Genomic DNA, 23,287 nt, shown 5'->3' with positions numbered 1-23,287 from the left:
CTCGCTCGTGATGCCCGCCAACCCCGTTACTGACCCCAGCTGGCGAACACGTCCTTGAACACGCGGTCGCCGTCGGATCCCTTCTCGATCGACAGCAGCGCCCGGTTGCCGCCCTCGTAGACGATCGGAATGTCGAACCACTGCTTGCCCTTGAGAAGCAGCAGGTTGCGCTTGGTGTCGACCTCGTTGGCGGACAGCGCGACCATGAAGTATTTCGGTGTCACCCGGGCGGTCTGGGTCACCAGCGCCGTCCCGCGCTCGGCCTCCTCGCCCTTCAGGCCGATGCCCCTCAGGCTGGTCAGGCCGCTCACCGACTGATCCGGCCAGTCGAACTTGAGCTCCATGATGTGGCTCGCCGGCATCTCCATGTCGGCGTTCCGCCGCAGCGAGATCGTGGCCTTGGTGCCGTTCTCGATCTCGATCTCCCCCTTGATCGCCGGCGCCGCATCGACTCGCGGCCCCTTGCTCTGCTCGATCGACCAGGTGACCTTGCCAGGATAACGCTTGCCCTTCGGATCCTGCGGATCCTCGTGATAGAGGAACGCCTGCGCCGGCGTGCTGACCGGCACGCTCATGCCGACCGTGGCATGCTCCTCGGCCGCAGCGGCGATCGCCGGCTTGGCCTCCGGCGTGATCCGCTCCGCATTGACCTTGCGGGCGCCCGGTTCGCTCGGCAGCGCGGACGCTGCCGTCGCACCGCTCAGGGCCGGCTGGATCCATTCCGACGCGCGCTCCCAGGACACCGCCGCACCGACGATCGCCAGCAGCCCGGCCGCGGCAACTGCCATCACGCGCCGGCTCGGCAGGCGGCGGCGTGGTGCCGCGGCGTTCTCCGTCGCCTTGAACGCCATCTCGACGAGAGAAGGGTGAATCTTGATCTCTGCCGCCAGCGTTACGGACTCCGCAACAGAGGCTGGAGCCGCGGCAGCGGCGGCAGGCTCAGTGGTGGCAGAAGCCGCTGCCGCAGCGGATGTCGCAACGACGCCTGTCTTCACGGGCTCTGCCGACGCGGCGCTCGTGGGCTTCGCGTCGATCTCTGCTGTGACCACCTTGCTTTCGCCAGGGCGCTGCGGCACCGCGAGCCGATCGGCGACAATGATCGGCGCTTCGACGACGGTGGCCGCGCGCGGTTGGGTCGGCTCGACCGTGGCCGGCTCCTCGACGGCCGGAAGCTCGGGCGGAGCCGAAGCCGGCGTCACGATGTCCGCGGCCGGCTCGCGCGGCGGACGCCGGCGCAGAACGCGAATCTCCGGCGAGGGCTTGGGCGCAGCCGCGCGGCTCTCGGCACGCTGCGCTATCGCGGGCGCGCTCGGCTTGCCCGCGGCAGACGTGGCGATGTCCGTCCCCGAGCGGCGCGCCATCGAGAGATATTTCGCGACAGTGGCGATCTCCTCTTCGAGCGAGTGCGTCGTGATGACCTGCCGCGGCTGCGGCCGCTGCTGCGGCGCCGGCGCAGCCGCGCGGGCCGGCCGCGGCAGCTCGGCGGCTGGTGCATCGGCCGATCTGGACGTATCGGCGGGCAGCAGCTGAGCTGTGACCGAGGCCGCCTCGACGCCGGCAGGGCGCGCACGCAGCTCGATCATGCGATCGGGAAAGAGGATCGCGGCGAGATCGCGCAGCGAGGCACCCGGCATCAGCAGCCGCCGCAGCGCCGGCGGCAGGCTACGCAGCGCGGTCGTCTCGGTGCGTTTGACAACAGTATCGTTGCGGCCGGCTTCGACCAAGGTCCCGTCGTCGTGACGCGCGTCGCTGATCAGAACCTTACGGGCCCGCAGCATCGCCGTCAGTTCGCGCAGATCCGAGCGCGAGGCGTGGTCGACGACCAGAAGATCGAAGGTGCCGATCCGGGCCGGCAGCAACTCGGCGACACGCCAGGCCGGCATCACGTGACAAGGAATCTCCTCGAGCCAGCCGTCCAGAGACCTGCGCGCGGCAAACCGAAGCCGGCGCGCGGTCGGACCGGAGCAGGCCGACGCCATCTTCTGCATCGAGTCCCTGAACCGCTTCACCGCTTGCCTGACGGCGCCGCCCGCATTCTGCGCGATGGCCAGCGACATGCGGGCACCGATCACCGCTTCGAACAGAGCGAGCGAGCGCGTCTCAAGCCGCGCGCGCTGAGCCGCGAGGTCATGCAGCAGCTGCCGCTCCTCCGGACTTTCGATCCGCATCAGCACGGCCCAATTCCACGCCGCCACCCATTCCGCGAGCGTCGTCGCATCCTTCGCCTCGCCCGCGGCCGGCGCGGACCGCAGTCGCTGCGCCAGACTCGGCGCGCCCGCTGCAGTCGCCATCCGGCAGGCGGTCCTGACGAGTTCGTAGTCCGGGCCGGCCTCGCGGATCTTCTCCATGGTTGCGAGAATGCCTGTCCACCGCGTTTCGAGCTCCTGGGGCTCCGTCTCGGCGTCACCGACCCGCGACAGCACGTCATCCTGAACAGAGACGGCGAGTTCTCCCGCCCGGGCGAACAACTCGCCCAGGCGAGCGAGCTCGACCAGCGGTCCCGATACGCGCGTCATGACGGTCCGGATCGCCGCGCCGAACGCGGCCAGCCGCTGTGCATCGGCCAGCATCGCCCTGACGTCGCCGTCCGGCATCGACAGCTTGGAGCAGGCATCGGCCACGTTGCGGACGGCGAGCGCGGCCGTCACGACGGCGGCCTCGACGCTCTTGACGATGTGCTCGAGGTCATCGAACGCCCGCGCCGATTCCAGTTGAAGCGCGGGTGCATCGATCTGCGTTGCGATCGACGTCCAGCGCGCACGCAACGCATGCAGGTCGTGACGCCACAGCAGGAAGCGCCCGACATATTGCCAATCCGCCGGCTTCGACGGCGCGGCCCCGTCCACCGTGATGGCCTCGACGGCGGCCTTCAGCGCGCGGCGCGACGGCGAGAACCGCGCGAACGGCTTCTCGCCGGCCGCAAGCCGTTCGACCACGCGAATCGCATCCCTCCTGGTGAACGCCTCGACCGGCGCCTGCACCTGACGCCTCGTGAATTCGGCGCTTCGGGACAGCTGGAACGACGCATCACGCGCCCAGCCTACGACCTTGTCGAGAGCCACGGGCTCGTCGGCCTTGGCGGTGCCGAGCGGCGACAGACGCGCGAGCCAGGGCGCCTCCGCGATGGCGCGATGGCCAGTCACCAGCGCATCGAGATCGGCCGCCAGGCGGTTGGTTGCGTCGAGCCCGAAGGTCGCGATGGCGTCGAGCGCGAGATCCTCGTCGCGGCCTGCGTCCGACGTCAGCCCTGCCTGGTGCTGCAGCTCCGCGTGCAGACGCAGGATCGCGGCAGTGTCTGGAAGCGCCGCGAGCTCCGGCAACTCGACATCGATGTGCTTGAGATCAGCGGCCAGCCGCAGCCGCGCCTCGCGTGCCTTGTCGACCGCCGTGACGAGCGGGTCGGTGGCCGCGAGCAGGCGCTTCGGCCGGTCGGTGAACCAGGCATGCGCCTCCTGCTCGCCGATCAGCGCCTTGAACAGATCGAACGGCAGCTCCGGCAAGCCGCCGGCGACTCGCAGGTTGCGCTGGACGATCTCGGCGATCTCGTCGTCGAGCGATGCGATCTGCGTGCGCTTCGAGATGATGTCGCGTTCGAGCCGGCCGATCTGGCCGACCTGATCGCGCAGATTCGGCGTGTCCAGGATCGATTGCAGCCGGCCCGCCAGGGCTTCGGCCTTCCTGAGCACGTCCTTGTCGGAGCCGGTCGAGCTGACGGTCAGCTCGCGAATGGCCGGCGGCAGCTTCTGATGCAGCAGGGAAAGTGCAGCCTCGTCCCTGGACACGACGAGGACGCGCGAGCCGAGCGCGAGGTGATGGCAGACGACGTTGACGAGCGCCGCGATCCGATCGTCGCGTGCGACAGACTGGACCATCAGGCCATCCGACCGCGACAGCTCGCGCACGACCTCGACATCCTCCGCGACAGCCGGCAGCGGGAAGAACAGATCACCCTGCTCGACCGCGGCAGGCTTGGGCGCAGGCGCAATGTCGATCGGGCCCCCGACGATGCCGGACAGGTGCCGCCGCGCATTGGCGTGGCCACGTCCATCCGGCTGCGAGAGCAGCGCGTTCACGGCTCCCGACAGGCAGCACTCACTCTGCGGCGCATGCTCGATCGCGGTCTTGAGACTGTCGATGTCGCGCAGGGCGAGGCTCTCCGGCCGCCGCCGCGCGGATATGACCCAGCGTCCCGCCGCGATGGCGGCCTCCATGGCCGGCGTGCCGTCCGACGACACGGGATCGCGCGACGTCCTGTGACCGGATTGCACGCCTGCGGCGCTCAGGATCTGATCGGTCCCGATCGGCGTGAACGGCGACAGCTCTGCGCGCTGCTCCAGCGCCTCGACCAGACGATCCGGCTTGTCGCGCACGGCAAGCGCGGCGTCCGGCGCCACGGCATCGAGCGCCCTCAAATTGACGGTTGCGCCGACGAAGCGCGGCCGGACCCTGACCTCGGCATCCGGGCGCGCGATGATCTCGATCTCGACCGCGCGCTCGAACAGCGGCAACTCGAACTCGCGCCCGCCCTGCCGCCACGATGACAGCGCGATGCCCCACATGACCTCGATCGCGTGATCGGCGCCCGCCGTGGCCGCCATGTCGCGCAGCCGCTGGTGGATCGCCATGGTCCGGCGGCGCATGCGCTCGGTGTCGGCCCAGGCGGTCCATGGCCCGCTGATATAGCGCTCGATCCGCTGCACGAGATCAGGACGCTGCTCCAGGCGCAGCCGTCCGGTCCAGGCGCCCAGCGCCGGGGCCGGCGAAAAATCCTCGGGCCGCGCGTGGCGGGCAAAGGTGAGGCGGTTCTTCTCGATCTCATCGACCGTGACCGCGATGCTCTCGTGCGGCGATGGACGGCGGTCGGGGTCGGACGACGGCTCGACCCAGGCCTTGAGATCGTAGTCGATGACAGGCGGCTCCGTCGCCGCAAGCGCCTCGACGGCGAGCCACACCGGGCCGTCGACGTCGAAGGTATTGATCACCACGCCCGGCAGGCCCGCCAGCTCCTCCTGGTCGAGCGCGAAGCCATGATCGTCCGCGAATGGATGATCCGGCTGACGCTCCGCCGGGGAGCCCTCGGCACGAATGATCTCGGTCAGACTGCCGAGCACGTCCTGCAACGGCTCGACGACCGATCCCATGCCGAGTGCTTCGCTCGTCGAGGACGCCCAGGCGTCGGTCGGCGACTGCGGCTCCAGGGCTGCCGCGCCGATAGCACCAAGCAGCCGCATGCCGTGATCGGCTGCACTGCCCTGCGCCTTGCGATCGCCCGCGCCAGCCTCGTTGGGCCGTACATTCACCAGCTGGCTCATCGCACAGATCCTTCTCTGAAGTCGGCCGCAACGTCGGCGGAAGCTCGGCGAGAGGCTGACCGACAAGGATGGCCCTGCGCATGATCACGGTGCGCCGGGCGATCGGAGAGTGGGTTCAGAGTGGACAAGCTTGCCTCGCTGCAACGTCGACGGAACTCCCGACTCGTTGCGGAGGGGTATGGCGAAGTGAGGTCACATCAATGACCCGACAGGTAGATGAATGTGACGATTCTCGCTCCCGTCGGAGAATCGGGAAAAAATCCCGGGTCATTCGATGAGGAAAATCGCGCCTAAGAAGTTTGTTAGTCTTGGCTTTTTGTGTAGCGTCGCGCGCGTGGCCGACAACAAGCTTGGGTTGCGGACGAATACGCTGGAATGTGTCTAAGAATACTTCTAACGCTCAAGAAGAAATATCGAGACGCATGCCGAACGCCCGATGTCCACGCCGCAGCACGGCTGCGGTCCCTGTTCGACCACGAGCCCGCCGCGTATGCGGCTCGCTTGCAGGGGGCGGCGCCACAAGCATTGGCGCCAGCGTGCATGGCACCGCGTCGTTCCCTCCCCGAATACGGTGATTGTATCCGACCGAAACGGCGTCGCCGTGCCCCACACGATGGCCCGCCAAAGAAGCACGGGGATGTCGCCGGATCCCATGCGATGGCTCTGCAGCCGACGCTGCTTGAAACACCCTCGAAGCTGAAGTAGCTGTTGTTGCAATGACATCGACGTCGTCCAGACGTTTCCCGATCGATGGGGCCGGGACTGCATGGTGAGGCAACGGACGAGGGCTGCGGCCGCATGCGGTGCCGTGCTGTTCACGCTGGTTTCGCTGCCGTCGCGCGCGCAGTCGCAGACTGCCGGGACGGCCGAGCGCGAACCTGCGTCGGTCAAGCTTTCCGCGACGCAACAAAAGCAGATCGGGCTCCAGACCGCCGTCCTGGCGGCGGAATCCCATCCCGAGCAATTTCGCGCCTACGGCACGGTGCTGGACGTCGCCAGGCTCACCGACCTGACCAACAACTACGCCAATGCGCAGGCGCAGCTGCAGACGGCGCAAGCGAAGCTCGACGTCGCAAGACTGGCGTTCGAGCGCGCCCGCGACCTCGTGCAGTCGGCGGCCATGCCGCGCAAGGACGCCGAGGCGGCGGAGGGCACGTTCCGGACCGATCAAGCCTCCCTGGCCGCGGCGGAATCGCAAGTGAAGACCTTGATGGCGACGGCGCGGCAGGAATGGGGCGCCGTCATCGGCAAGGGCATCATCGAGCGCTCACCGCAGGTCGTGCAACTGATCGAACGCGAGCAGCTGCTGGTGCAGGTCACGCTGCCGCCCGGCGTGACTCTGGCCGCGCCGCCGCGCGGTGCGCTGGCGCAGGCGCCGACCCGCAGCGTCAACATCGATCTGCGCTATCTGTCGGCTGCGCCGCGAACGGATCCGCGCATCCAGGGCGTGAGTTATTACTTCGTCGCCGCCGGCGACAGCGGGCTGCTGCCGGGGATGAACACCATCGCCTACGTACCCTCGGGCAAGTCGTTCGACGGCGTCTTCGTCGAGGACACCGCGATCGTACAATGGCAGGGCCGCTCGTGGGTCTATTTGCGCGCCGGTCCCGATCTCTTCAAGCGCCACCCGATCCGCACCGATCAGCCGGTGTCCGACGACGACTATGTCGTGCAGGACATTCCGTCGGGCTCCGAGATCGTCCTGCGCGGCGCACAGGTGCTGTTGTCGGAGGAGGCCAAGAGCGAGTTGCGCGGCGGCGGCGACGATGATTGACGGCGCTCGCGGCGCCGCGACCGGCCCCCAGGCGGCGCTGATCTCGTTTGCCATCCGCTTTCGCGGCATCGTGCTGGCGCTGGCCTGCACCATTCTCGGCTATGGCATCTTGTCGCTGGGGAGCGCCAATTATGCCGTGTTTCCCGAATTCGCTCCGCCGCAGGTCTCGATCCAGACCGAGGCGCCAGGTCTCAGTCCCGAACAGGTCGAGGTGCTGGTCACGCAGCCGATCGAAACCGCGATCAACGGTCTCGCCGGCGTCGAGAGCATGAGGTCGTCGTCGATCCAGGGCCTGTCCGTCATTTCGGTCATTTTCCAGCCCGGCACCGAGGTCTACCGCGCGCGGCAATTGGTGACCGAGCGACTCGCGGTCGTCGCTGGCAGCCTGCCACAGGGCGTGCGGGCGCCATCGATGACGCCGCTGGTGCCCGCGGCCGGCACCGTGCTGGCGATCGGGCTGACCTCCGAGCAGCGCTCGCTGATGGATCTGCGCACGATCGCCGATTGGACCGTGAGCCGGCGGCTGCTGGCGGTCGCGGGCGTCGCGCAGGTCACGACCTATGGCCGGGACATCCGGTCGCTGCAGGTGCAGGTGCGATCCGACGATCTGGTCCGCTTCGGCGTCGGCATGAACGATGTCGTCGCCGCCGCGCGCAAGGCCACCGGCGTGCGCGGCGCCGGCTTCGTCGACACCGCCAATCAGCGCGTCATCCTGCAGACGCAGGGCCAGTCGCTCACACCCGAGCAGTTGGCGCGCACGGTCCTGCTGCATCAGGGCGGCGCCAGCGTGGTGCTCGGCGACGTCGCAACGGTCGTGAACGCGCCGGAGCCGCCGATCGGGGGCGCGCTGATCAACGGCCAGCCCGGCATCATGATGATGATCAGCCAGCAATTCGGCGCCAACACGCGCAACGTCGCGGCGCGCGTCGAGGCCGCGCTGCGGGAGCTGCGCCCGGCGCTCGACAGCGAGAAGGTCAGGCTGCACGCCGATCTGTTTCGTCCGGCGACCTTCATCGATGCGGCGACGGAGAACGTGCTGTTCGCCCTGCTGATCGGCGGCGCCCTGGTCATCATCGTGCTGTTCCTGTTCCTCTATGATTGGCGCACCTCCGTCATCAGTTGCACCGCCATCCCGCTGTCGCTGCTCTCGGCCGTGCTGGCCCTGCAGTGGATGGGACAGAGCCTGGACACGATGACGCTCGGCGGTCTCGCCATCGCGATCGGCGAGGTCGTCGACGATGCCGTGATCGGGGTCGAGAACGTGGTGCGCCGGCTGCGCGAGAACCGCGGCCTGCCGTCGCCGCGCAGCGAAGCGCGCGTCGTCTATGACGCCATGATCGAGGTGCGCAGCGCGGTCGCCTATGCGACCTTCGCCGTGCTGCTGGTGTTCGTGCCGATCCTTGCGCTGCCGGGCCTGGCCGGCCGGCTGTTCGGGCCGCTCGGCATCGCCTACATCCTCGCGGTGGTCGCCTCGCTGATCGTCGCGCTGACGGTCACACCGGCGCTGTCGATGCTGCTGCTGGCCGGTCGCACGGCGCGAGAGCAACGCGAGCCGCCGCTGGTGCGCTGGTCGCGCGGCTCCTACGAGATGCTGTTGCGGCGGCTCGGCCGCTTTCCCAAATCCGTCATGTTGACGGCCCTGCTGGTGACCGCCGGCGGCGCGAGCCTGGTGCCGTTCTTCGGCGGCACCTTCCTGCCCGACCTGAAGGAAGGCCACCTGATCCTCCACGTCTCGACACTGCCGGGGACCTCGCTCGACGAATCGCTGCGGCTGGGCACGCTGATCGCCAAGGCCCTGCAGGGCGTGCCGGAGGTCCGCAGCGTGGCACAGCATGCCGGCCGCGCCGAGGCCGGCGTCGATACCGCGGGCACGCATGCGAGCGAGATCGAGGTCGACCTCAAGCCGGGGCTATCAGGCGACCAGCAGGAACTCGCGCAGCAGCGCATCCGCGCCGTGCTCGCCAACTTCGCCGGCATCAACCTGTCGATCAAGACCTACTTGACCGAGCGTATCGAGGAGACGCTGTCCGGCTTCAACGCCGCCGTGGTCATCAACGTGTTCGGCCCCGATCTCGACGATCTCGAGCGTGCGGCGCGCGACATCGCGCGCGAACTCGGCGAGGTCCGGGGCGCGATCGACATCCAGCAGCAGTCGCCGCCGGGCATGCCGCAGGTCAACGTGACCCTGCGCCCGACCGATCTGCAATCCTGGGGCCTGGACGCGGTCGAGGTGCTGGAGCTGATCCGCACCGCCTATCAGGGCGATGTGGTCGGCCAGGCCTATGAAGGCAACGTGGTCTTCAACGTCATCGTCAAGCTCGATCCCGATGCGACCGCACGCCCCATCGAGATCGGCAACATGCCGATCCGGACGCCGAGCGGCGCCTACATCCTCCTGAAGCAGGTCGCGGACATCTATGGCACCGCGGGGCGCTACGTCGTGCTTCATCGCAATGGGCAGCGCGTGCAGACCGTCACCGCCAATGTGACCGAGCGCGATCTGGAATCCTTCGTGGCCGCAGCCAAGCGCAAGATCGCCAAGGAGGTCAAGCTGCCGCCGGGCGCGCATGTCGAGTTCACCGGCGCGGCCGAGGCGCAGGCCAAATCACGCCGCGACCTGCTGGTGAATTCGCTGCTGGCGACGATCGGCATCGTGCTGCTGCTGTCGTTCGTCACCGGGCACTGGCGCAACCTGGTGCTGGTGCTGATCAACCTGCCGTTTGCCTTCGTCGGCGGCGTCATCGCGGTCGCCTTGACCGGCGGCGTGCTGTCGCTCGGCTCGATGGTGGGCTTCGTGACGCTGTTCGGGATCGCGCTGCGCAACTCGATCCTGATGATCTCGCATTACGAGCATCTGGTCATCGCCGAAGGCCGCGCCTGGACTCTGGAGACCGCGATCGCCGGCGCCGCCGACCGCCTGGTGCCGATCCTGATGACCTCGCTGGTGACCGGCCTCGGCCTGCTGCCGCTCGCGCTCGGCGCCGGCGAGCCGGGCCGCGAGATCGAGGGGCCGATGGCCGTGGTCATCCTGGGCGGACTCCTGACCTCGATGGCCCTCAACCTGCTGGTGCTGCCGACCTTGGCGCTGCGCTTCGGCCGGTTCGCGCGCGGCGTGCACGTCCGCGGAGATGTCGCGGCGAGCTGATCTTGGGCGTGAGACGTCCGCGACGTTCGCCGCACGCGGCTGCTCGACGCTTCACCGTGCGGGCCGGATGATGGAGATTGAAATCCGACCGTGTTGACGAGCTTGTACACTGGCCAACCGCAGACCTTCGCGACCGAATTACCGGCGTCCGCATTCAGCCCTTTACGGACGTGGGACGTGGAAGGTTGCTGGTACTCACGATCGAACCTGGCTGGATCACTATGTCCGGGTTACCTCCGTTCCCGACCGTTCGCGCGGTCATACTGGGGCGGCAACCATGGGCCAAAATCCGACAAATGGCTCGGCCATCATTCTCTCAATGCAGCATCGGGACCCAGAGCGCCTCTCTGAGAGATCCAGTCCGCAATGCGAGCGATGCACTCTTCGTCAGTGTAGTAGGCACTGTGAACCAAGGTTTGATCTTGTTCCACAATTCGCAAGAGCGAAGATATATCGGCTGCGGTAATCGCAAGCTTCGAGAACGTCTCCGAAACATCGCCAAGGTGACGTGAAATCCACGTACTGCGTTTGTCGAGCGCGCGTTGCTCCGCGCCTTTTGGCATGTTCTCATATCTGACGACGCTGTCGGGAGCAAAACTAGGAAATTGTTCTATAAGCGGTAGAGAATAGCGATAGCCTTCCAAGCCCATAGCCATCCCTAAGAGTAGTGACCAGCTTCGATTGCGCAGTAAGTACACTCCAAGCTCGCCCGGAATATCGAGTAGCGAGCGAGCAACTTGGAAGCACCAACGAAATGGCGACAAAAAGCCCGACAGGAAACTTGCACCAAAAAGGCTCGTAATGCCCATCAGCAAGACGATAAACGTTGTGGTCATGGCACCCGCCAACTTCAGCGTGAATACAACCAGTAATAGCCCGAGCTCGCTGGTCGCATCTCGATAAAGCCAGTAGATAATATACGTCGCTCCAGCGGCTATGAAGATATAGATCGACACAGCCACGAACTTAGCAACGGCCCCGAGCTCGCTATAAGATTTCGCGCCGTGAACTCGCGCTACCGCCAATCTTTCTGAGATGGTGCGTTGGAGGGCAGACAACATGTAGCCAGAAAAACTCGTTTTGATCGACAGCGGATCGCTGCATTGGCGAATTTGATATAGGAGTTGCCACGCCTCATCCATCTGGCTGCTGATGGCAAGAAGTATTGGGCGACGTGGGTTGCGAGCATCATCCAAGTGGAAACTGACTGCAGGCGAAGCTAGACCGGCGAACGTGAATAGATGCCGGTCGGCAACGTACAACAGGACAAGGGCCTCAAGAAGCACGCAGATGTTTACACCTACTGCGCCCGGTCGGCCCTGAGCGAGGAGTCCTGCAGTCCAAAACAGGACGAATCCCAATTGAACCCACATTGCGTTGAACAGCACCATGAAGAGTAAACAAAATAGATAGTGCGCAGCCCAACATGACCAGCGACCAGTTGTGCCGGAAGTATATAGACCCCAGTAACTAGGAGACCTGAGACCGATTTTGGAGACGATAACTGCGAGTGCGGGAGCTAACAAAGCTGCCACAAAGGCCAAGGACGTCGGACTGCCATCAGCATCTGTCAACATATTAAACGGTAGGGATAATAGTTGGCCCATGGAGGAAGACAACGTCTGTCCGAAGAGCGAGTCAGTAAGTAACACTCCCGTCGCCAGGGCAACGTATAGAAGCCAACTTCTACGCTTCTCTACTGTAGCATCCGGGTCGATCACACGGAATGTTTGGATCAACAACATTCCAACAAACGATATGCCCAGAATGAGTGTAAGCCAGGGCAGGATATCGCTAATAGTTGCAAAGACAGGCCCAGGCTGAAAAACCCTGCTGAGAGCGGGCAAGTTTGTGTAAGTTGAAAACAAGAGGCTGGCAACAAGCACCAGAGAAATCACTGTCAAGTTTGTTTGTCGCCACTCGTACTTTTTGAGTACTGGCGACATCACGTCCATGAACGGAGTACCCAAAGTAACTAGTCTCCCCCTCTCCTGTCCTGCGGCGTACCCGGACATGATTTGTGGCAACGCCTCGATTAAGACATTTCCACCATGGCTGTGCGCAACGATGTGACATCGCCAGCCTTCCTTCTGGAGCTTGGCCACGTATTTGCCCAACGACGTTGCAGCTTGCGTGCGCGCGACCCAGCTATTCTCACCGGACCACTGAAGGACCTTATCGCCCTGCGGGCAGTGCGCCCAACACCGAGCCGGAGATCCGCGCTCCTCCAGCGCGGCATTGAGCTTGGCAGTAAACGGCTCGTCTCCTGGCCGGCCATCAACTGGCTCATACCATCTCCGTTTCGCGAACTGATCCGGCTCGGGCGCTGCCCAAGTGCCGTGCACGATGATCACAGTTTCGTCTGCCGACTTTTCCATGTGGGTTCACCGACACAAAATGCTAGAAGATGTGATCGAATCAACCTCTAGCTATATTGATTTAGGTCAACCACGAGACGGTCCCCCAGGGGGGCGACCCGGTCGGATTCGGGTCAAAGACTGAAATTCTCATACCGAGTAAATCTCTTCACAGCCTCGAATAACTGACATGGCATGGCCCTGGCGGCCCTTCTCTGCCGGGCCATGGGCTGTCCTCCGAAATGGGGTGGCGCTATGGCCGGTGTACCCCAGATAACAGGCGACTTGCCGCAGCGCCGTAAGTCGGCAGCCATGGGCCAACCGCAGACGTAGCGCTTCATCGCTCGATCCTCGTTCCGCTCGGAAACCAAATCCCAACAAAGCTACGCGCATGCTATTCTAGCGGCGATCTGGAAGCTGCGAGAGCAGTGTGCATCATGACGACAATACTGCGATAGACAAATGGGCCGAAGGAGATGGTGATGTCTCGTTCTCTACCAGAGAATGTGCTGCGCTTATGCTTTATTGCTCGTCATCGGAGCCTGGAATCTCAGCAGGTCCAGCAAAAATACTCTAACCCGCGGGCCGAGATCGGCGAACACTCGCTTGACTATGTGCTGTTAATTTATTTGAACCCTGAGGCATTGCTCTTCTGGATGCCGAAACTGTTCGACTATCTAAAAACGAGAGCTCCTCGGGATACATTTCATTACGATGTAGTCATGATGAAACTTGCAAACCAACAGTTTAGTGAAGAGCTGCGGGCCGTGGCATCAGACTGCGAACGCGAAATGATATGTCAATTTCTAATATGGATGGCGGAAAACATAGAGCTCTCCCCATCCGATCTAACGGAGCATCAACTTGCGCTCAAGCATTGGTCTCTATAAGAGGCATCTGAGTTCTGCTCTGGGTCACTTGCTGCCGTCCCGAACGAGCTAGCGTCACGGCCGGTGTACCTCGGATAGTTGCCGACTTGATGCAGCGCCGCGAGTCGGCAGCCTCCAGGGCCATTCAGGGTACGGTCCGGCGACCCGGTCACGTCCGCAATTCGCCCTTCTCGGACCTTCCGGCCGCCGCCAAAGACGTCGGCCGGCTGGGCTTGGGCGGATATGCTTCTCGAGACTCGTGCGAGCTCGAAGCCAGGCGCGCACGACCGACAAGTCAACCTCTGATGCGATGCGCCCAAGATCTGATTTTACTCACCGCCTCAAGCACATCATCCTTGTCCAGTCCTCCCACGAAAAATATTCCACTTTCGTTTTTCAGAAAATCATGATTGACTATGCGCATCCCGTCCCGCCATGAGGGGCGCTTCGCGATCGTCACGAGACGTGGGTGCGGGATGCGGTGGGTGCATCGGATCGCAGCGCGAGCAATCGTGCGGACGAACGAGCCCGATGCGCCGGCGAAATCGTAGGGTCCTGGCCTCCCGGTGCTGAGGCCAAGCGGACGGTGACGATGATCCGTTCGTGACGGGGGCAAGACAGCCGGTCCCCGGGGAGAGGACGTATAAGCCGCCCAACCATCGCGCGGGGAATGCCGGGATGTCTCGGCTGAACCTGTGGTACCTGCCGCCTGCATTTTTTTCGCAGGCGGGCCATGGGGGCGGCCAGCTCCCGGCATTCCCTGCGCCCTCTTCGTCGATGAGGGCGAAACGACCCGCACAACTCGGACGCAGGGCGCGCCGCGAGGCCGAATGACTGCGTTCTAAGAAGCACTCATCGCAGATGTCGGCGCCCGCAGCGTCGAGGCGGCGGAGAGACGATGGACGTCCCGCATGACAGCGCGCACAAACGCTGGGACTGTCGACCATTGGCCCGATGGATTTCGGCGCCGAACTGCCTCAGGCGTTCAGCCGGTCGATGTGCACCTTGCCGGCCTTCATCACCAGCGGAATGTGATCGCCCTGGCCGAGCAGGCACGAGACGTCGCGCAGCGGATTGCCCTCGACCACGAGCAGGTCGGCAAAGGCCCCGGGCGCGATGCAGCCGAGCTTGCCCTGCATGCCCAGCACCTCGGCGCCGATCACGGTCGCGCTGGCAATGACCTCGCGGGCACCGAGGATCTCGGCGCGGATCCGGAATTCATCGCTCTGCAGGCGCTGCGACGGTCCAAGGAGGTCGCTGCCGTAGCCCATCTTGACGCCGGCGTCGCGATAGATGCCGAGCGAGCGCAGGCCGGCATCGCGCACATCCGCGATCTTGGCGACGCTCTCCGGCGGCAGGCCGTATTGCGCGCCTTCATTGGCGAGCGCCTCATAGGTGACGAGCGTCGGGACGACATAGACGCCCTTCTCGGCCATCAGGCGCGCAGTCGGAAGGTCAACGAGATTGCCGTGCTCGATGGTGCGCACACCGCAGTGGACGGCGCGGGCGATCGCCTCCGCCGTGTAGGCATGTGCCACGACGTAGGTCTGCCGCGCGCGGGCCTCGGCGACGATGGCGCGGATCTCATCCTCCGAATAGCCGAACGCGCCGACCGGATCGGTCGGCGAGGCGACGCCGCCGGAGGCCATGATCTTGATCTGGTCGGCGCCCATCTGCAGCTCCTCGCGCACCGCCTTGCGGACCGCATCGACGCCGTCGGCCACGCGGGCCAGCGCGCCGACCCGCACGCAGCACGGACAAGGGGCGTTGTCGGACAGGAAATCCGTCCGCGCCCGCATGTCGCCATGGCCACCGGTCTGGCTGAGCGCCCGGCCGGACACGAACAGCCGCGGGCCCTCGGTGAGGCCGGTGTCGACGGCCTGCTTCAGCGGATAGCCGGCGCCGCCGGCGTCACGCACCGTCGTAAAGCCCCGCCGCAGCATGCCCTTGAGCAGCAGCGCCGAGCGCAAGGTGACCAGCACGTTCGGCATCTGCACCTGCTGGGCGAGATTGAGCTCGACCGCGATCGCATGGACGTGCAGATCGATCAGGCCCGGCATCAGCGTCTTGCCCTGGAGATCGATGGTCTGGTCGACGCTGGTCTGCAGCGGCTTGTCCGACACATCCTTGATCAGATGGTCCTCGACCAGCACGTGATGGCCTTCGCGCAGCTCCGGCTGCAGCGGGTCGAGCAGAGCGGCATTCTTGAACAGGATGGTCGGCATCAAGGTGTCCTCGATCGGAGCGAAGCGTGCGTCAGCGGGCGGAGCGAGCCGACGATGACAGTGTTCTCCCCTATCCTGTCCTGCGGCCTCGAGCCAGCCCGGGACGGAATACCTGTCTTCTCAGCCGATCGACATCAGGCTGGCATTGCCGCCGGCGGCCGCGGTGTTGGTGGAGAGACTGACCTCGGTGACCAGCCGGTCGAGATCGTAGCAGCCGTCGCTGGCGCGCGGCGTGACGAGCGGGACGATCGGTCCGGGGCGCGTGGCGAGGTCGCGGCCGAGCGCGATCAATTCATCCGCCGCGCCATCGGAAAGCACGGCCTGCAGATCGCGGAGAGCCCGCCAGCTGTCGACGATCCGCAGGCGGCCGCGCAGCCGGCTGGCGAGCGGTCCCAACACGGCAGCAGCGGGATTCGCGCGTTCGACGAACGCGTCGTTGCCGGTCATCAGAATGACGCCGATCTGGACCAGCAACGCCTGCTCGCTTCTCGCCAGTGCAGCGACGACGCCGCGCGCGGTGATGCGATAGATGTTCTGTTCGCCAACGGGTCCTGGCAACTCGATCTCGAGCCCGGCCAGCACCTGGGGCCCATGCGCCTCGCACGCCAGCGCCGCCGCGGCATGTCCGCTGGCCCGCAACCCGTCGAGATAAGAGCGCAAGACCGCGTCAGACTGCGACGCCATGAGCCGCTGGCGCGGCGGCATCGCGAACAGCCGGCGCAGATACAGCGGCCCGCCGGCCTTCGGCCCGGTCCCCGACAGGCCGGAGCCGCCGAACGGCTGCACGCCGACCACCGCACCGATCACGTTGCGGTTGACATAGATGTTGCCGGCGGCGCTGCGGCTCGAGGCACGGGCAATCGTCTCCGTGATCCGCGAATGGATACCGAAGGTCAGGCCATAACCGGTGAGGTTGATCGCGTCGACGAGGTCAGCGAGCTGCTCGCGACGGTAGCGCAGGACGTGGAGGACGGGGCCGAACACCTCGCGCTCGACATCGAAGATGTTGCTGATCTCGATGATGGTCGGCGCGACGAACGTGCCGTGCGCCGCCTGCGGTGGCAGCGGCAGCCGCTCCACGGCATGGCCGCGCGCCTGCATCGTGGCGACATGCGCATCGAGCGTGTCGCGGGCCTCGCCGCTGATGACCGGGCCGACATCGACCGACAACGACGCGGGATTGCCGAGCTCGAGCTCGCGCAGCGCGCCGCGCAGCATCGACAGGATGCGGTCGGCGACGTCCGCCTGCAGGCAGAGGATGCGCAGCGCCGAACAGCGCTGGCCAGCGGAGTCGAAGGCGGAAGCGATGATATCGCCGACAACCTGCTCGGCGAGCGCCGAGGAATCCACGATCAGCGCGTTCTGGCCGCCGGTCTCGGCGATCAGCGGCACGGGCTGTCCATGGACGGTGAGGCGCTCGGCAAGCTGTTTCTGGATCAGCCGCGCGACGTCGGTCGATCCCGTGAACATCACGCCCTGCACGCTGTGATCGCCGACCAGCGCGGCGCCGACGCGGCCATCGCCGGGCAGCAATTGCAGGACATCCGCTGGAACGCCGGCCTCATGGATGATGCGAACCGCCTCGGCGGCGATCAGCGGCGTCTCCTCGGCAGGTTTCGCCAGCACCGGATTGCCGGCCGCGAGTGCGGCTGCGATCTGGCCGGTGAAGATCGCGAGCGGAAAATTCCACGGGCTGATGCAGACCACGGGACCCAGCGGCCTGGGAATGTCGCCGTCGGGCAGCGCTTCGATCTCGCTGGCATAATAGCGCAGGAAATCGACGGCTTCGCGCACCTCGCCGACGGCGTTCGCAAAGGTCTTGCCGGCCTCGCGGACGATCAAGCCGATGAGGACGAGGCGACGCGCCTCCATCGTTTCGGCCGCAGCACGCAGGCATGCGGCGCGCACGCGCGGGCTGGTCGCGGCCCAGGCCGGCGCGGCGTTCGCCGCACGCGACAGTGCGGCCTCGATCTCGGCAGGCGCGGCATCCCTGGCCGCGCCGACGACGTCACGGCGATCGGCGGGATTGCGAATGAGGCGCGCACCTTCGCTGCCCGTCGCTCCGGTCGGCACAGCCTTCCAATCGAGGCTCGCGCTCGTGACCAGGCCTTCGCCGAGACGCGCCAGCGCGCGCTGATCGGAAAGGTCGAATCCGGCCGAGTTCACGCGGCCCGGGCCGAACAGCGCAGGCGGACGCCTGATCTTGTCGTGCGGGGCACCGGTGCGTTCCGACGCGCGAACGATGGCGACGGGGTCCGCGATCAGATCGTCGACGGAGACGGCGGGATCGGCGATGCGATTGACGAAGGAGGTGTTGGCGCCGTTCTCCAGCAGCCGGCGCACGAGGTAGGCCAGCAGCGTCTCATGCGAGCCGGCCGGCGCGTAGATGCGGCACGGGCGTCCGAGCCGTGCGGGTCCGACAACCTCCTCGTAGAGCGGCTCGCCCATGCCGTGCAGGCACTGGAATTCATACTGGCCGCGCTCGTAATTGGGACCGGCCATCTCCACGATCGATGCCAGCGTGCGCGCATTATGCGTCGCGAACTGCGGGAACACGGCGTCGGGCGCGGCCAGCAGTTTGCGGGCGCAGGCGAGGTACGACACGTCGGTATGGTGCTTGCGCGTGAAGACCGGAAAGTCCTGGAGACCATCGACCTGGGCGCGCTTGATCTCGCTGTCCCAATAGGCGCCCTTGACGAGGCGCACCATCAGCCGGCGCCGCGTGCGCCGTGCGAGGTCGATGAGCCAATCAACCACAAAGGCGCAGCGCTTCTGATAGGCCTGGATGACGAAGCCGATGCCGTTCCAGCTGGCGAGGTCCGGATCGATGCAGAGCGCCTCGAGCAGATCGAGCGACAAATCCAGACGATCGGCTTCCTCGGCGTCGATGTTGAGGCCGACGTCGTATCCCCGCGCGAGCAGCACCAACTGCTTCAGCCGCGGCAGCAGCTCGTTCATGACGCGGTCGCGCTTGATGCTGACGTAGCGCGGATGCAGCGCCGACAGCTTGATCGAGATGCCCGGCCCGTCGTAGATGCCGGCACCGGCCGCATGCCGCCCGATCGCATGGATCGCCGTCTCATAGGCGGCGAAGTAGCGCGCAGCATCAGCCGCCGTCGTCGCCGCCTCGCCGAGCATGTCGTAGGAGTAGCGGAAGCCCTGCGCTTCCCACGGCCGGCCGTTCGACAGCGCAGCGTCGATGGTCTGCCCTGCCACGAACTGTTCGCCCATCAGGCGCATGGCGAGCGTCACGGCCTTGCGGATGATCGGCTCGCCGCCGCGGGCGATGAGCCGTGTCAGCGCCGACGCCAGGCTGTCCTCGCTGGCGGCGGCCGTCAGCGTGCCGGTGACGATGAGGCCCCAGGTCGCGGCGTTCACCAGCAGCGACGGGCTGTGCCCGATATGGGCGCGCCAGTCGCCGGTCGCGATCTTGTCGCGGATCAGCGCATCGCGCGTCGCGGTGTCCGGAATCCGCAGCAGCGCCTCGGCCAGGCACATCAGCGCCACGCCCTCCTGGCTCGACAGCGAATATTCGTGGATCAGTCCCTCGACACCGCCGGATTGCGCCTTGCCGCGCAGACGCAGCACGAGATCGCGCGCCAGCTCGGTGGCCCGCGCCGACGACGACTCCGGGAGCGCGGCGAGATCGAGCAGCGGCGCGATGCAGTCCGGCTCGGCGCGGCGATAGGCCGAGGTGATCGCGGCGCGCAGCCCGCTCTGGCGCTGGAGGTGGGCATCGAACGCGGCGAACGGTCGTGGCGGCGGCTGCGACATGACACGTCTCCTCAATCGGTCCCCATCACTCGCCATGCCTCCGGCCTGAGCGCAGGCCGCGAGCGACGGATCGCGCTACCGCCCGATCAGCTGATCGGCGTAGTAGCCGATGGTCTTGCGGTAGATCACCGCCCTGTTCCACTCGCGCATGGCTTCGAAATTCGCCGAGCCCTCGTCGTAGGGCGCGCCCATCTTGAAGCCGTTGCTGTGCAGCAGGTTGGCGGTCGAGGCCAGCACGTCGGCGGTCGAGTGGCGCAGGTCGACGCGGCCGTCGCCGTCGAAGTCGACGCCGTATTTGATGTAGGACGACGGCAGGAACTGGGTCTGGCCGATCTCGCCGGCAAAGGCGCCGACGAGATCGCGCAGAGTGAGATCGCCGCGCTGGACGATCTTCAGCGCCGCCAGCAGCTCGCCCTGGAACAGCTCGGTGCGGCGACAATCATGCGCCAGCGTGGCGAGCGTGCGGATCACCGGCAGCTTGCCCATGTCGCCCTTGCCGAAATCGGTCTCCAGCCCCCAGATCGCGACCAGGATCTGGCGCGGCACGCCATATTGCTGCTCGATCTTCGACAGCAGTGCCGCGTGCCGCTGCAGCATGGCGCGGCCGCCATTGATGCGGCCCGCGCCGACGCGGGTCGAGACGTACTGCTCGAAGCTCTTGTTGAAGGTGTAGCGCTGGCGGCGGTCGAAGGCGAGCACGGCCGGATCGAGCGTCACGCCCGACAGCGCCTGGCTGATCGTGCCGCCCGAGACGCCAGCGCCCTGCGCCTCCGCCGAGAAGCTCGTGATGAAGGTATTGAAGTCGCCGCCGCAGCGCGCAGCCAGGGCAGGAGAGGCAAATGAGAGGATCGCAACAACTACGAGGGATCGGACAACGAGCATGAGAAGAAAGGTCCCTGCATGAGAGCGTGATGAGGACAGGCGGCGCCAAGCGCGGTCACCATGCCCGATTTGGCGGCGGCAGGCCAGCCGGCAGGAATCGCCCCCGATCTGCATTGCGTCTTCGGCTCCTTTGAACGCAACGCGGCCTCCCCGCCACATATGCAAGGCGCGTCTTCGTCGCGGTCGCATTCCTTGCGCGCGCTGATCGAGCGCCCTCTGCACGCTACACGCGTTAGCCCGCTTTGCCCGCCTTTGCCTGGAGAGGTCCCCCATGAGAATGACGTTCCGACTCGGCGCACTGACGCAGCTCGCGCTGTTCGCGGCTCTGCTCTGTCACACGCTGGCGCCTGCAGCTGCCCAGCCCGGCGACATCGCGGGAGCCAGGGATTATCCAGGCATCGGCCGTTTCGCCGGCAGCGTGATCACCGGCTATGTCGCCAAGGATTTCGATGCGGCGCGCATGCAGGCGGCGCCGTTCAAGGACGGCAAGGCGACCGACGAGCGGCGCCCGGAAGGCCGCATCGTCAGAATCGCCTATCGCACCGCGCCCGGTCCCTCGATCCTTGAAGTGTCGCGCAATTTCGAGAACCAGCTCGCCAAGGCCGGCTTCGAGCCACTCCTCGCCTGCGACACCGATGCCTGCGGCGCCATCCCGTTCACCGAAGCGATCGACGCGCTGCCGGTGCCGCAGATGTGGGTCGACGGCTTCGATTATCGCTATGTCGCCGGCCACAAGGCGGCAGGCGGACGCGAGACCTATGCCAGCGTGCTGGTCAGCCAGAACAACCAGCAGATCTACGCCCAGCTCACCATCGCCGAGCTCGGCGCGATGGAGAACAAGATGGTGAGCGCCGCCGAGATGGCGAAGGGCCTCGGCGACAAGGGCCACATCGCGCTCTACGGCATCTATTTCGATACCGACAAGGCGACGATGAAGCCGGAGAGCCGGCCGACGCTGGAGCAGATCGCGCAGCTGCTCGCCGGCCAACCGCAGCTCAGCGTCTTCATCGTCGGCCACACCGACAATCAGGGCAGCTACGACTACAATCTCGATCTGTCGCGGCGGCGCGCCGAGGCGGTCGCCGCCGAGCTGGCGCGGAGCTATCGCATCGCGCCGGCGCGGCTGCGCACCGCGGGCGTCGGCCTGCTCGCTCCGGTTGGCAGCAATGCCACCGAGGCAGGTCGCGCCCTCAACCGCCGCGTCGAGCTGGTGGCGCCCTGAGACGGCGCGCGGCCCGCTTGATCCTCGTCAAGACAGCGCCATCGTGGCTCCCTAAGCTCCACGGCCAAACTGGAGACGACGCCATGATCGGGATTACGTTGACCGCCGACCAGATTCGCTCGGCGCCACCGGAGGTGCGGCGCTGGATCGAGCACCAGGTGCTGTCGGGGCTCGGGCTCGGGCCGGAGGCCCCCTCGGCACCGCCCGCCCTGCCGGAGCCGGGCGCGCACCTCGTGGCCTGCTCGGCCGACGATGCGGCCAAGATCCTGGCGCAGATCCAGGGCGTGCTGCCGGCCGTGAACGTGTTCTTCGAGTTCGGCCGCCCGGGCATCGCACTCGGCCAGCCGCCGGTGATGATGTTCCGCCTGATCGACATCCTGCATCATACGCGGCTGCAGAACATCGGCCAGGTGATGGCCTCGCTGGACATGATCAACAAGGCGCTGATCGAGACGAGGCACGATCCGTCCGTGCGGTTCTGCGGCTTCGATCCCGAGGGCCATTGCCTGATCGCGCCGGAGACCCAGCGCGCGATCGCCAGCGTCTGGCAGAGCGTGATCGCCAAGCAGCATGGCGTGGCCGAGGGCGAGGCGGCGTGAGGTCATCGGCGCGCGGCCTGCCCGGCGCGCCATCGTCCCGAAGCGGCGCGCCGCGATGGCGCGTCAGCCATGTCCCTGCCGGACGGCTCCGGCCTTGAGCCCATTGCGGCCGGTGCTACCATGTCGAGGTCGTTCACGATCCGCGGGAGATCGCCGATGCCGCCAGGCCAGCGACGACGCAGACTGCTTCAGATCCCCCTGTTCCGCCTGCTCGCGATCAACCTCGCGCTCGGCCTCGGCATGGCCGTGGTGCTGGTCGGCGGCCTGCTGGCGCTCGACCCTTTCGGCCTGCGCCACCTGATCTTCTCCGATCGCTCGCCCGGCGTCGCCATCGGCCTGCTGCTCGGCTCGTTCTTCGTCACCTTCGGCTCGACCGCGATGGGCACCGCGATCATGGCGCTCGGCCGCGGCGACGATGACGACGAGCCGCGCGGCGGCACAAGGGTGCATGCGCGGGTGAAGGTGCGGAGGCGATAAGCTTGAAATCTCTGCCGCAATGGAGGTGCGCTCCCCTCCCCGCAAGGGGGAGGGGAGCGCACCGCCGTTGTGGCGACATGGCAAGCGTCCGTCCGCCCTCACCAATGCCCCTTCCGCCCGTTCCAGGCGAACAGCACATCGGCGAACCGGTCGTAGCCGAACCGCGTCAGTGGCCGCACCAGACGGTTGCCGAACAGCTTGGCGAGCCAGCCCTCGCCGGGCGTCAGCGCCCACAGCAAGAGCGCGACGTCGGCGCCGGTGATCAACTGCCCCTCCTCGTCGGTCGCGTGCAGGCGGCGGCGGACGGCGTCGACATCGGCGCCGAATGCGGCGAGCGCCTCCGGCTCTTCATTGATGTCCCTGAACGCGACCCGCCCCGACCTGACCAGCGCCAGCAGCTTGTTGCGCTGCCAGTCGATGCCGGCGTCGCAGACCGGGCAGCGCGTGTTGTACCAGACGGTGAGTTGGGGCATCGACATGTCGGGAATTCGCCGCGGGTTCGGGGCCGCGATGAACGCATTGTCATCCGGCAAATTCGAGGAGTTTTCGAGAGGCCGCGGCCGTGCCCGGCCACTCCTCCGATTCCACGAAAATCATATGACGGAAAAGTCAAATTCGGGCAGCGGATAAGCATTTTCCTGCATTGACCGG

The 23,287-nt window shown here is 66.2% G+C and carries 12 protein-coding genes; 6 read left to right on the top strand and 6 right to left on the bottom strand.

The genetic code is table 11. The features are described 5' to 3' along the window. Positions 1-26: 26 nt before the first annotated feature. Positions 27-5,312, bottom strand: coding sequence for an AAA family ATPase (locus ACQR1F_RS24765; RefSeq protein WP_434914024.1), 5,286 nt, complete (start codon positions 5,310-5,312; stop codon positions 27-29). 766 nt (positions 5,313-6,078) lie between these two features. Between ACQR1F_RS24765 and ACQR1F_RS24760 the strand changes: the two genes are divergently transcribed. Then, entirely contained in the window at positions 6,079-7,086 is a 1,008-nt protein-coding gene (locus tag ACQR1F_RS24760; RefSeq protein ID WP_434914023.1) for an efflux RND transporter periplasmic adaptor subunit, read from the top strand. Then, a complete protein-coding gene (locus ACQR1F_RS24755) occupies positions 7,079-10,231 on the top strand; it encodes an efflux RND transporter permease subunit (protein WP_434914022.1) in 3,153 nt (1,050 codons plus the stop codon). Before ACQR1F_RS24760 ends, ACQR1F_RS24755 begins: the two co-directional genes overlap by 8 nt. Before the next feature lie 308 nt (positions 10,232-10,539). On the opposite strand, the gene ACQR1F_RS24750 is transcribed toward ACQR1F_RS24755, so the two are convergent. Further along, positions 10,540-12,609, bottom strand: a complete 2,070-nt coding sequence (locus ACQR1F_RS24750; protein WP_434914021.1) for a hypothetical protein — start codon at positions 12,607-12,609, stop codon at positions 10,540-10,542. 461 nt (positions 12,610-13,070) lie between these two features. On the opposite strand from ACQR1F_RS24750, the gene ACQR1F_RS24745 reads away from it, so the two are divergent. Further along, the gene (locus ACQR1F_RS24745; RefSeq protein WP_434914020.1) at positions 13,071-13,478 is read left to right on the top strand and encodes a hypothetical protein; all 408 of its coding nucleotides are present in this window, start codon (positions 13,071-13,073) and stop codon (positions 13,476-13,478) included. Between the two features lie 956 nt (positions 13,479-14,434). Here the strand turns inward: ACQR1F_RS24745 and ACQR1F_RS24740 are convergent. The 3 genes from ACQR1F_RS24740 to ACQR1F_RS24730 all read right to left on the bottom strand — a co-directional run bounded on the left by ACQR1F_RS24740 (position 14,435) and on the right by ACQR1F_RS24730 (position 20,338). Beyond that, positions 14,435-15,682, bottom strand: coding sequence for an amidohydrolase family protein (locus ACQR1F_RS24740; protein ID WP_434899452.1), 1,248 nt, complete (start codon positions 15,680-15,682; stop codon positions 14,435-14,437). Between the two features lie 120 nt (positions 15,683-15,802). Then, complete coding sequence (gene putA, locus ACQR1F_RS24735; protein WP_434914019.1) at positions 15,803-19,456, bottom strand: trifunctional transcriptional regulator/proline dehydrogenase/L-glutamate gamma-semialdehyde dehydrogenase; 3,654 nt, start codon at positions 19,454-19,456, stop codon at positions 15,803-15,805. A gap of 75 nt (positions 19,457-19,531) precedes the next feature. Beyond that, positions 19,532-20,338 (bottom strand): lytic murein transglycosylase, encoded by an 807-nt coding sequence (locus ACQR1F_RS24730; RefSeq protein ID WP_434914018.1) that lies wholly within the window; start codon positions 20,336-20,338, stop codon positions 19,532-19,534. A gap of 277 nt (positions 20,339-20,615) precedes the next feature. On the opposite strand from ACQR1F_RS24730, the gene ACQR1F_RS24725 reads away from it, so the two are divergent. The 3 genes from ACQR1F_RS24725 to ACQR1F_RS24715 all read left to right on the top strand — a co-directional run bounded on the left by ACQR1F_RS24725 (position 20,616) and on the right by ACQR1F_RS24715 (position 22,636). Continuing rightward, positions 20,616-21,560 carry an OmpA family protein gene (locus ACQR1F_RS24725; protein ID WP_434914039.1) on the top strand — a complete coding sequence of 315 codons (945 nt, stop codon included), beginning with the start codon at positions 20,616-20,618 and terminating at the stop codon, positions 21,558-21,560. A gap of 83 nt (positions 21,561-21,643) precedes the next feature. After that, the gene (locus ACQR1F_RS24720) at positions 21,644-22,159 is read left to right on the top strand and encodes a hypothetical protein (protein WP_316179714.1); all 516 of its coding nucleotides are present in this window, start codon (positions 21,644-21,646) and stop codon (positions 22,157-22,159) included. A 156-nt stretch (positions 22,160-22,315) separates the two neighbouring features. After that, positions 22,316-22,636 carry a hypothetical protein gene (locus ACQR1F_RS24715; RefSeq protein WP_316217906.1) on the top strand — a complete coding sequence of 107 codons (321 nt, stop codon included), beginning with the start codon at positions 22,316-22,318 and terminating at the stop codon, positions 22,634-22,636. Positions 22,637-22,734: 98 nt separating this feature from the next. On the opposite strand, the gene ACQR1F_RS24710 is transcribed toward ACQR1F_RS24715, so the two are convergent. Next, positions 22,735-23,109, bottom strand: coding sequence for a thiol-disulfide oxidoreductase DCC family protein (locus tag ACQR1F_RS24710; protein ID WP_434914038.1), 375 nt, complete (start codon positions 23,107-23,109; stop codon positions 22,735-22,737). Between the last annotated feature and the right edge of the window lie 178 nt (positions 23,110-23,287).

The organism is Bradyrhizobium sp. HKCCYLS3013, from assembly GCF_051167615.1.
Taxonomy (GTDB): Bacteria; Pseudomonadota; Alphaproteobacteria; order Rhizobiales; family Xanthobacteraceae; genus Bradyrhizobium.
This window is presented reverse-complemented; position numbering and strand designations above follow the sequence as displayed.

Coding starts and splice junctions, on each gene's coding strand:
- ACQR1F_RS24730 (WP_434914018.1), bottom strand. CDS start 20,338: ATGCTCGTTGTCCGATCCCTCGTAGTTGTTGCGATCCTCTCATTTGCC.
- ACQR1F_RS24725 (WP_434914039.1), top strand. CDS start 20,616: ATGACGTTCCGACTCGGCGCACTGACGCAGCTCGCGCTGTTCGCGGCT.
- putA (WP_434914019.1), bottom strand. CDS start 19,456: ATGTCGCAGCCGCCGCCACGACCGTTCGCCGCGTTCGATGCCCACCTC.
- ACQR1F_RS24755 (WP_434914022.1), top strand. CDS start 7,079: ATGATTGACGGCGCTCGCGGCGCCGCGACCGGCCCCCAGGCGGCGCTG.
- ACQR1F_RS24740 (WP_434899452.1), bottom strand. CDS start 15,682: ATGCCGACCATCCTGTTCAAGAATGCCGCTCTGCTCGACCCGCTGCAG.
- ACQR1F_RS24765 (WP_434914024.1), bottom strand. CDS start 5,312: ATGAGCCAGCTGGTGAATGTACGGCCCAACGAGGCTGGCGCGGGCGAT.
- ACQR1F_RS24715 (WP_316217906.1), top strand. CDS start 22,316: ATGCCGCCAGGCCAGCGACGACGCAGACTGCTTCAGATCCCCCTGTTC.
- ACQR1F_RS24710 (WP_434914038.1), bottom strand. CDS start 23,109: ATGCCCCAACTCACCGTCTGGTACAACACGCGCTGCCCGGTCTGCGAC.
- ACQR1F_RS24720 (WP_316179714.1), top strand. CDS start 21,644: ATGATCGGGATTACGTTGACCGCCGACCAGATTCGCTCGGCGCCACCG.
- ACQR1F_RS24745 (WP_434914020.1), top strand. CDS start 13,071: ATGTCTCGTTCTCTACCAGAGAATGTGCTGCGCTTATGCTTTATTGCT.
- ACQR1F_RS24750 (WP_434914021.1), bottom strand. CDS start 12,609: ATGGAAAAGTCGGCAGACGAAACTGTGATCATCGTGCACGGCACTTGG.
- ACQR1F_RS24760 (WP_434914023.1), top strand. CDS start 6,079: ATGGTGAGGCAACGGACGAGGGCTGCGGCCGCATGCGGTGCCGTGCTG.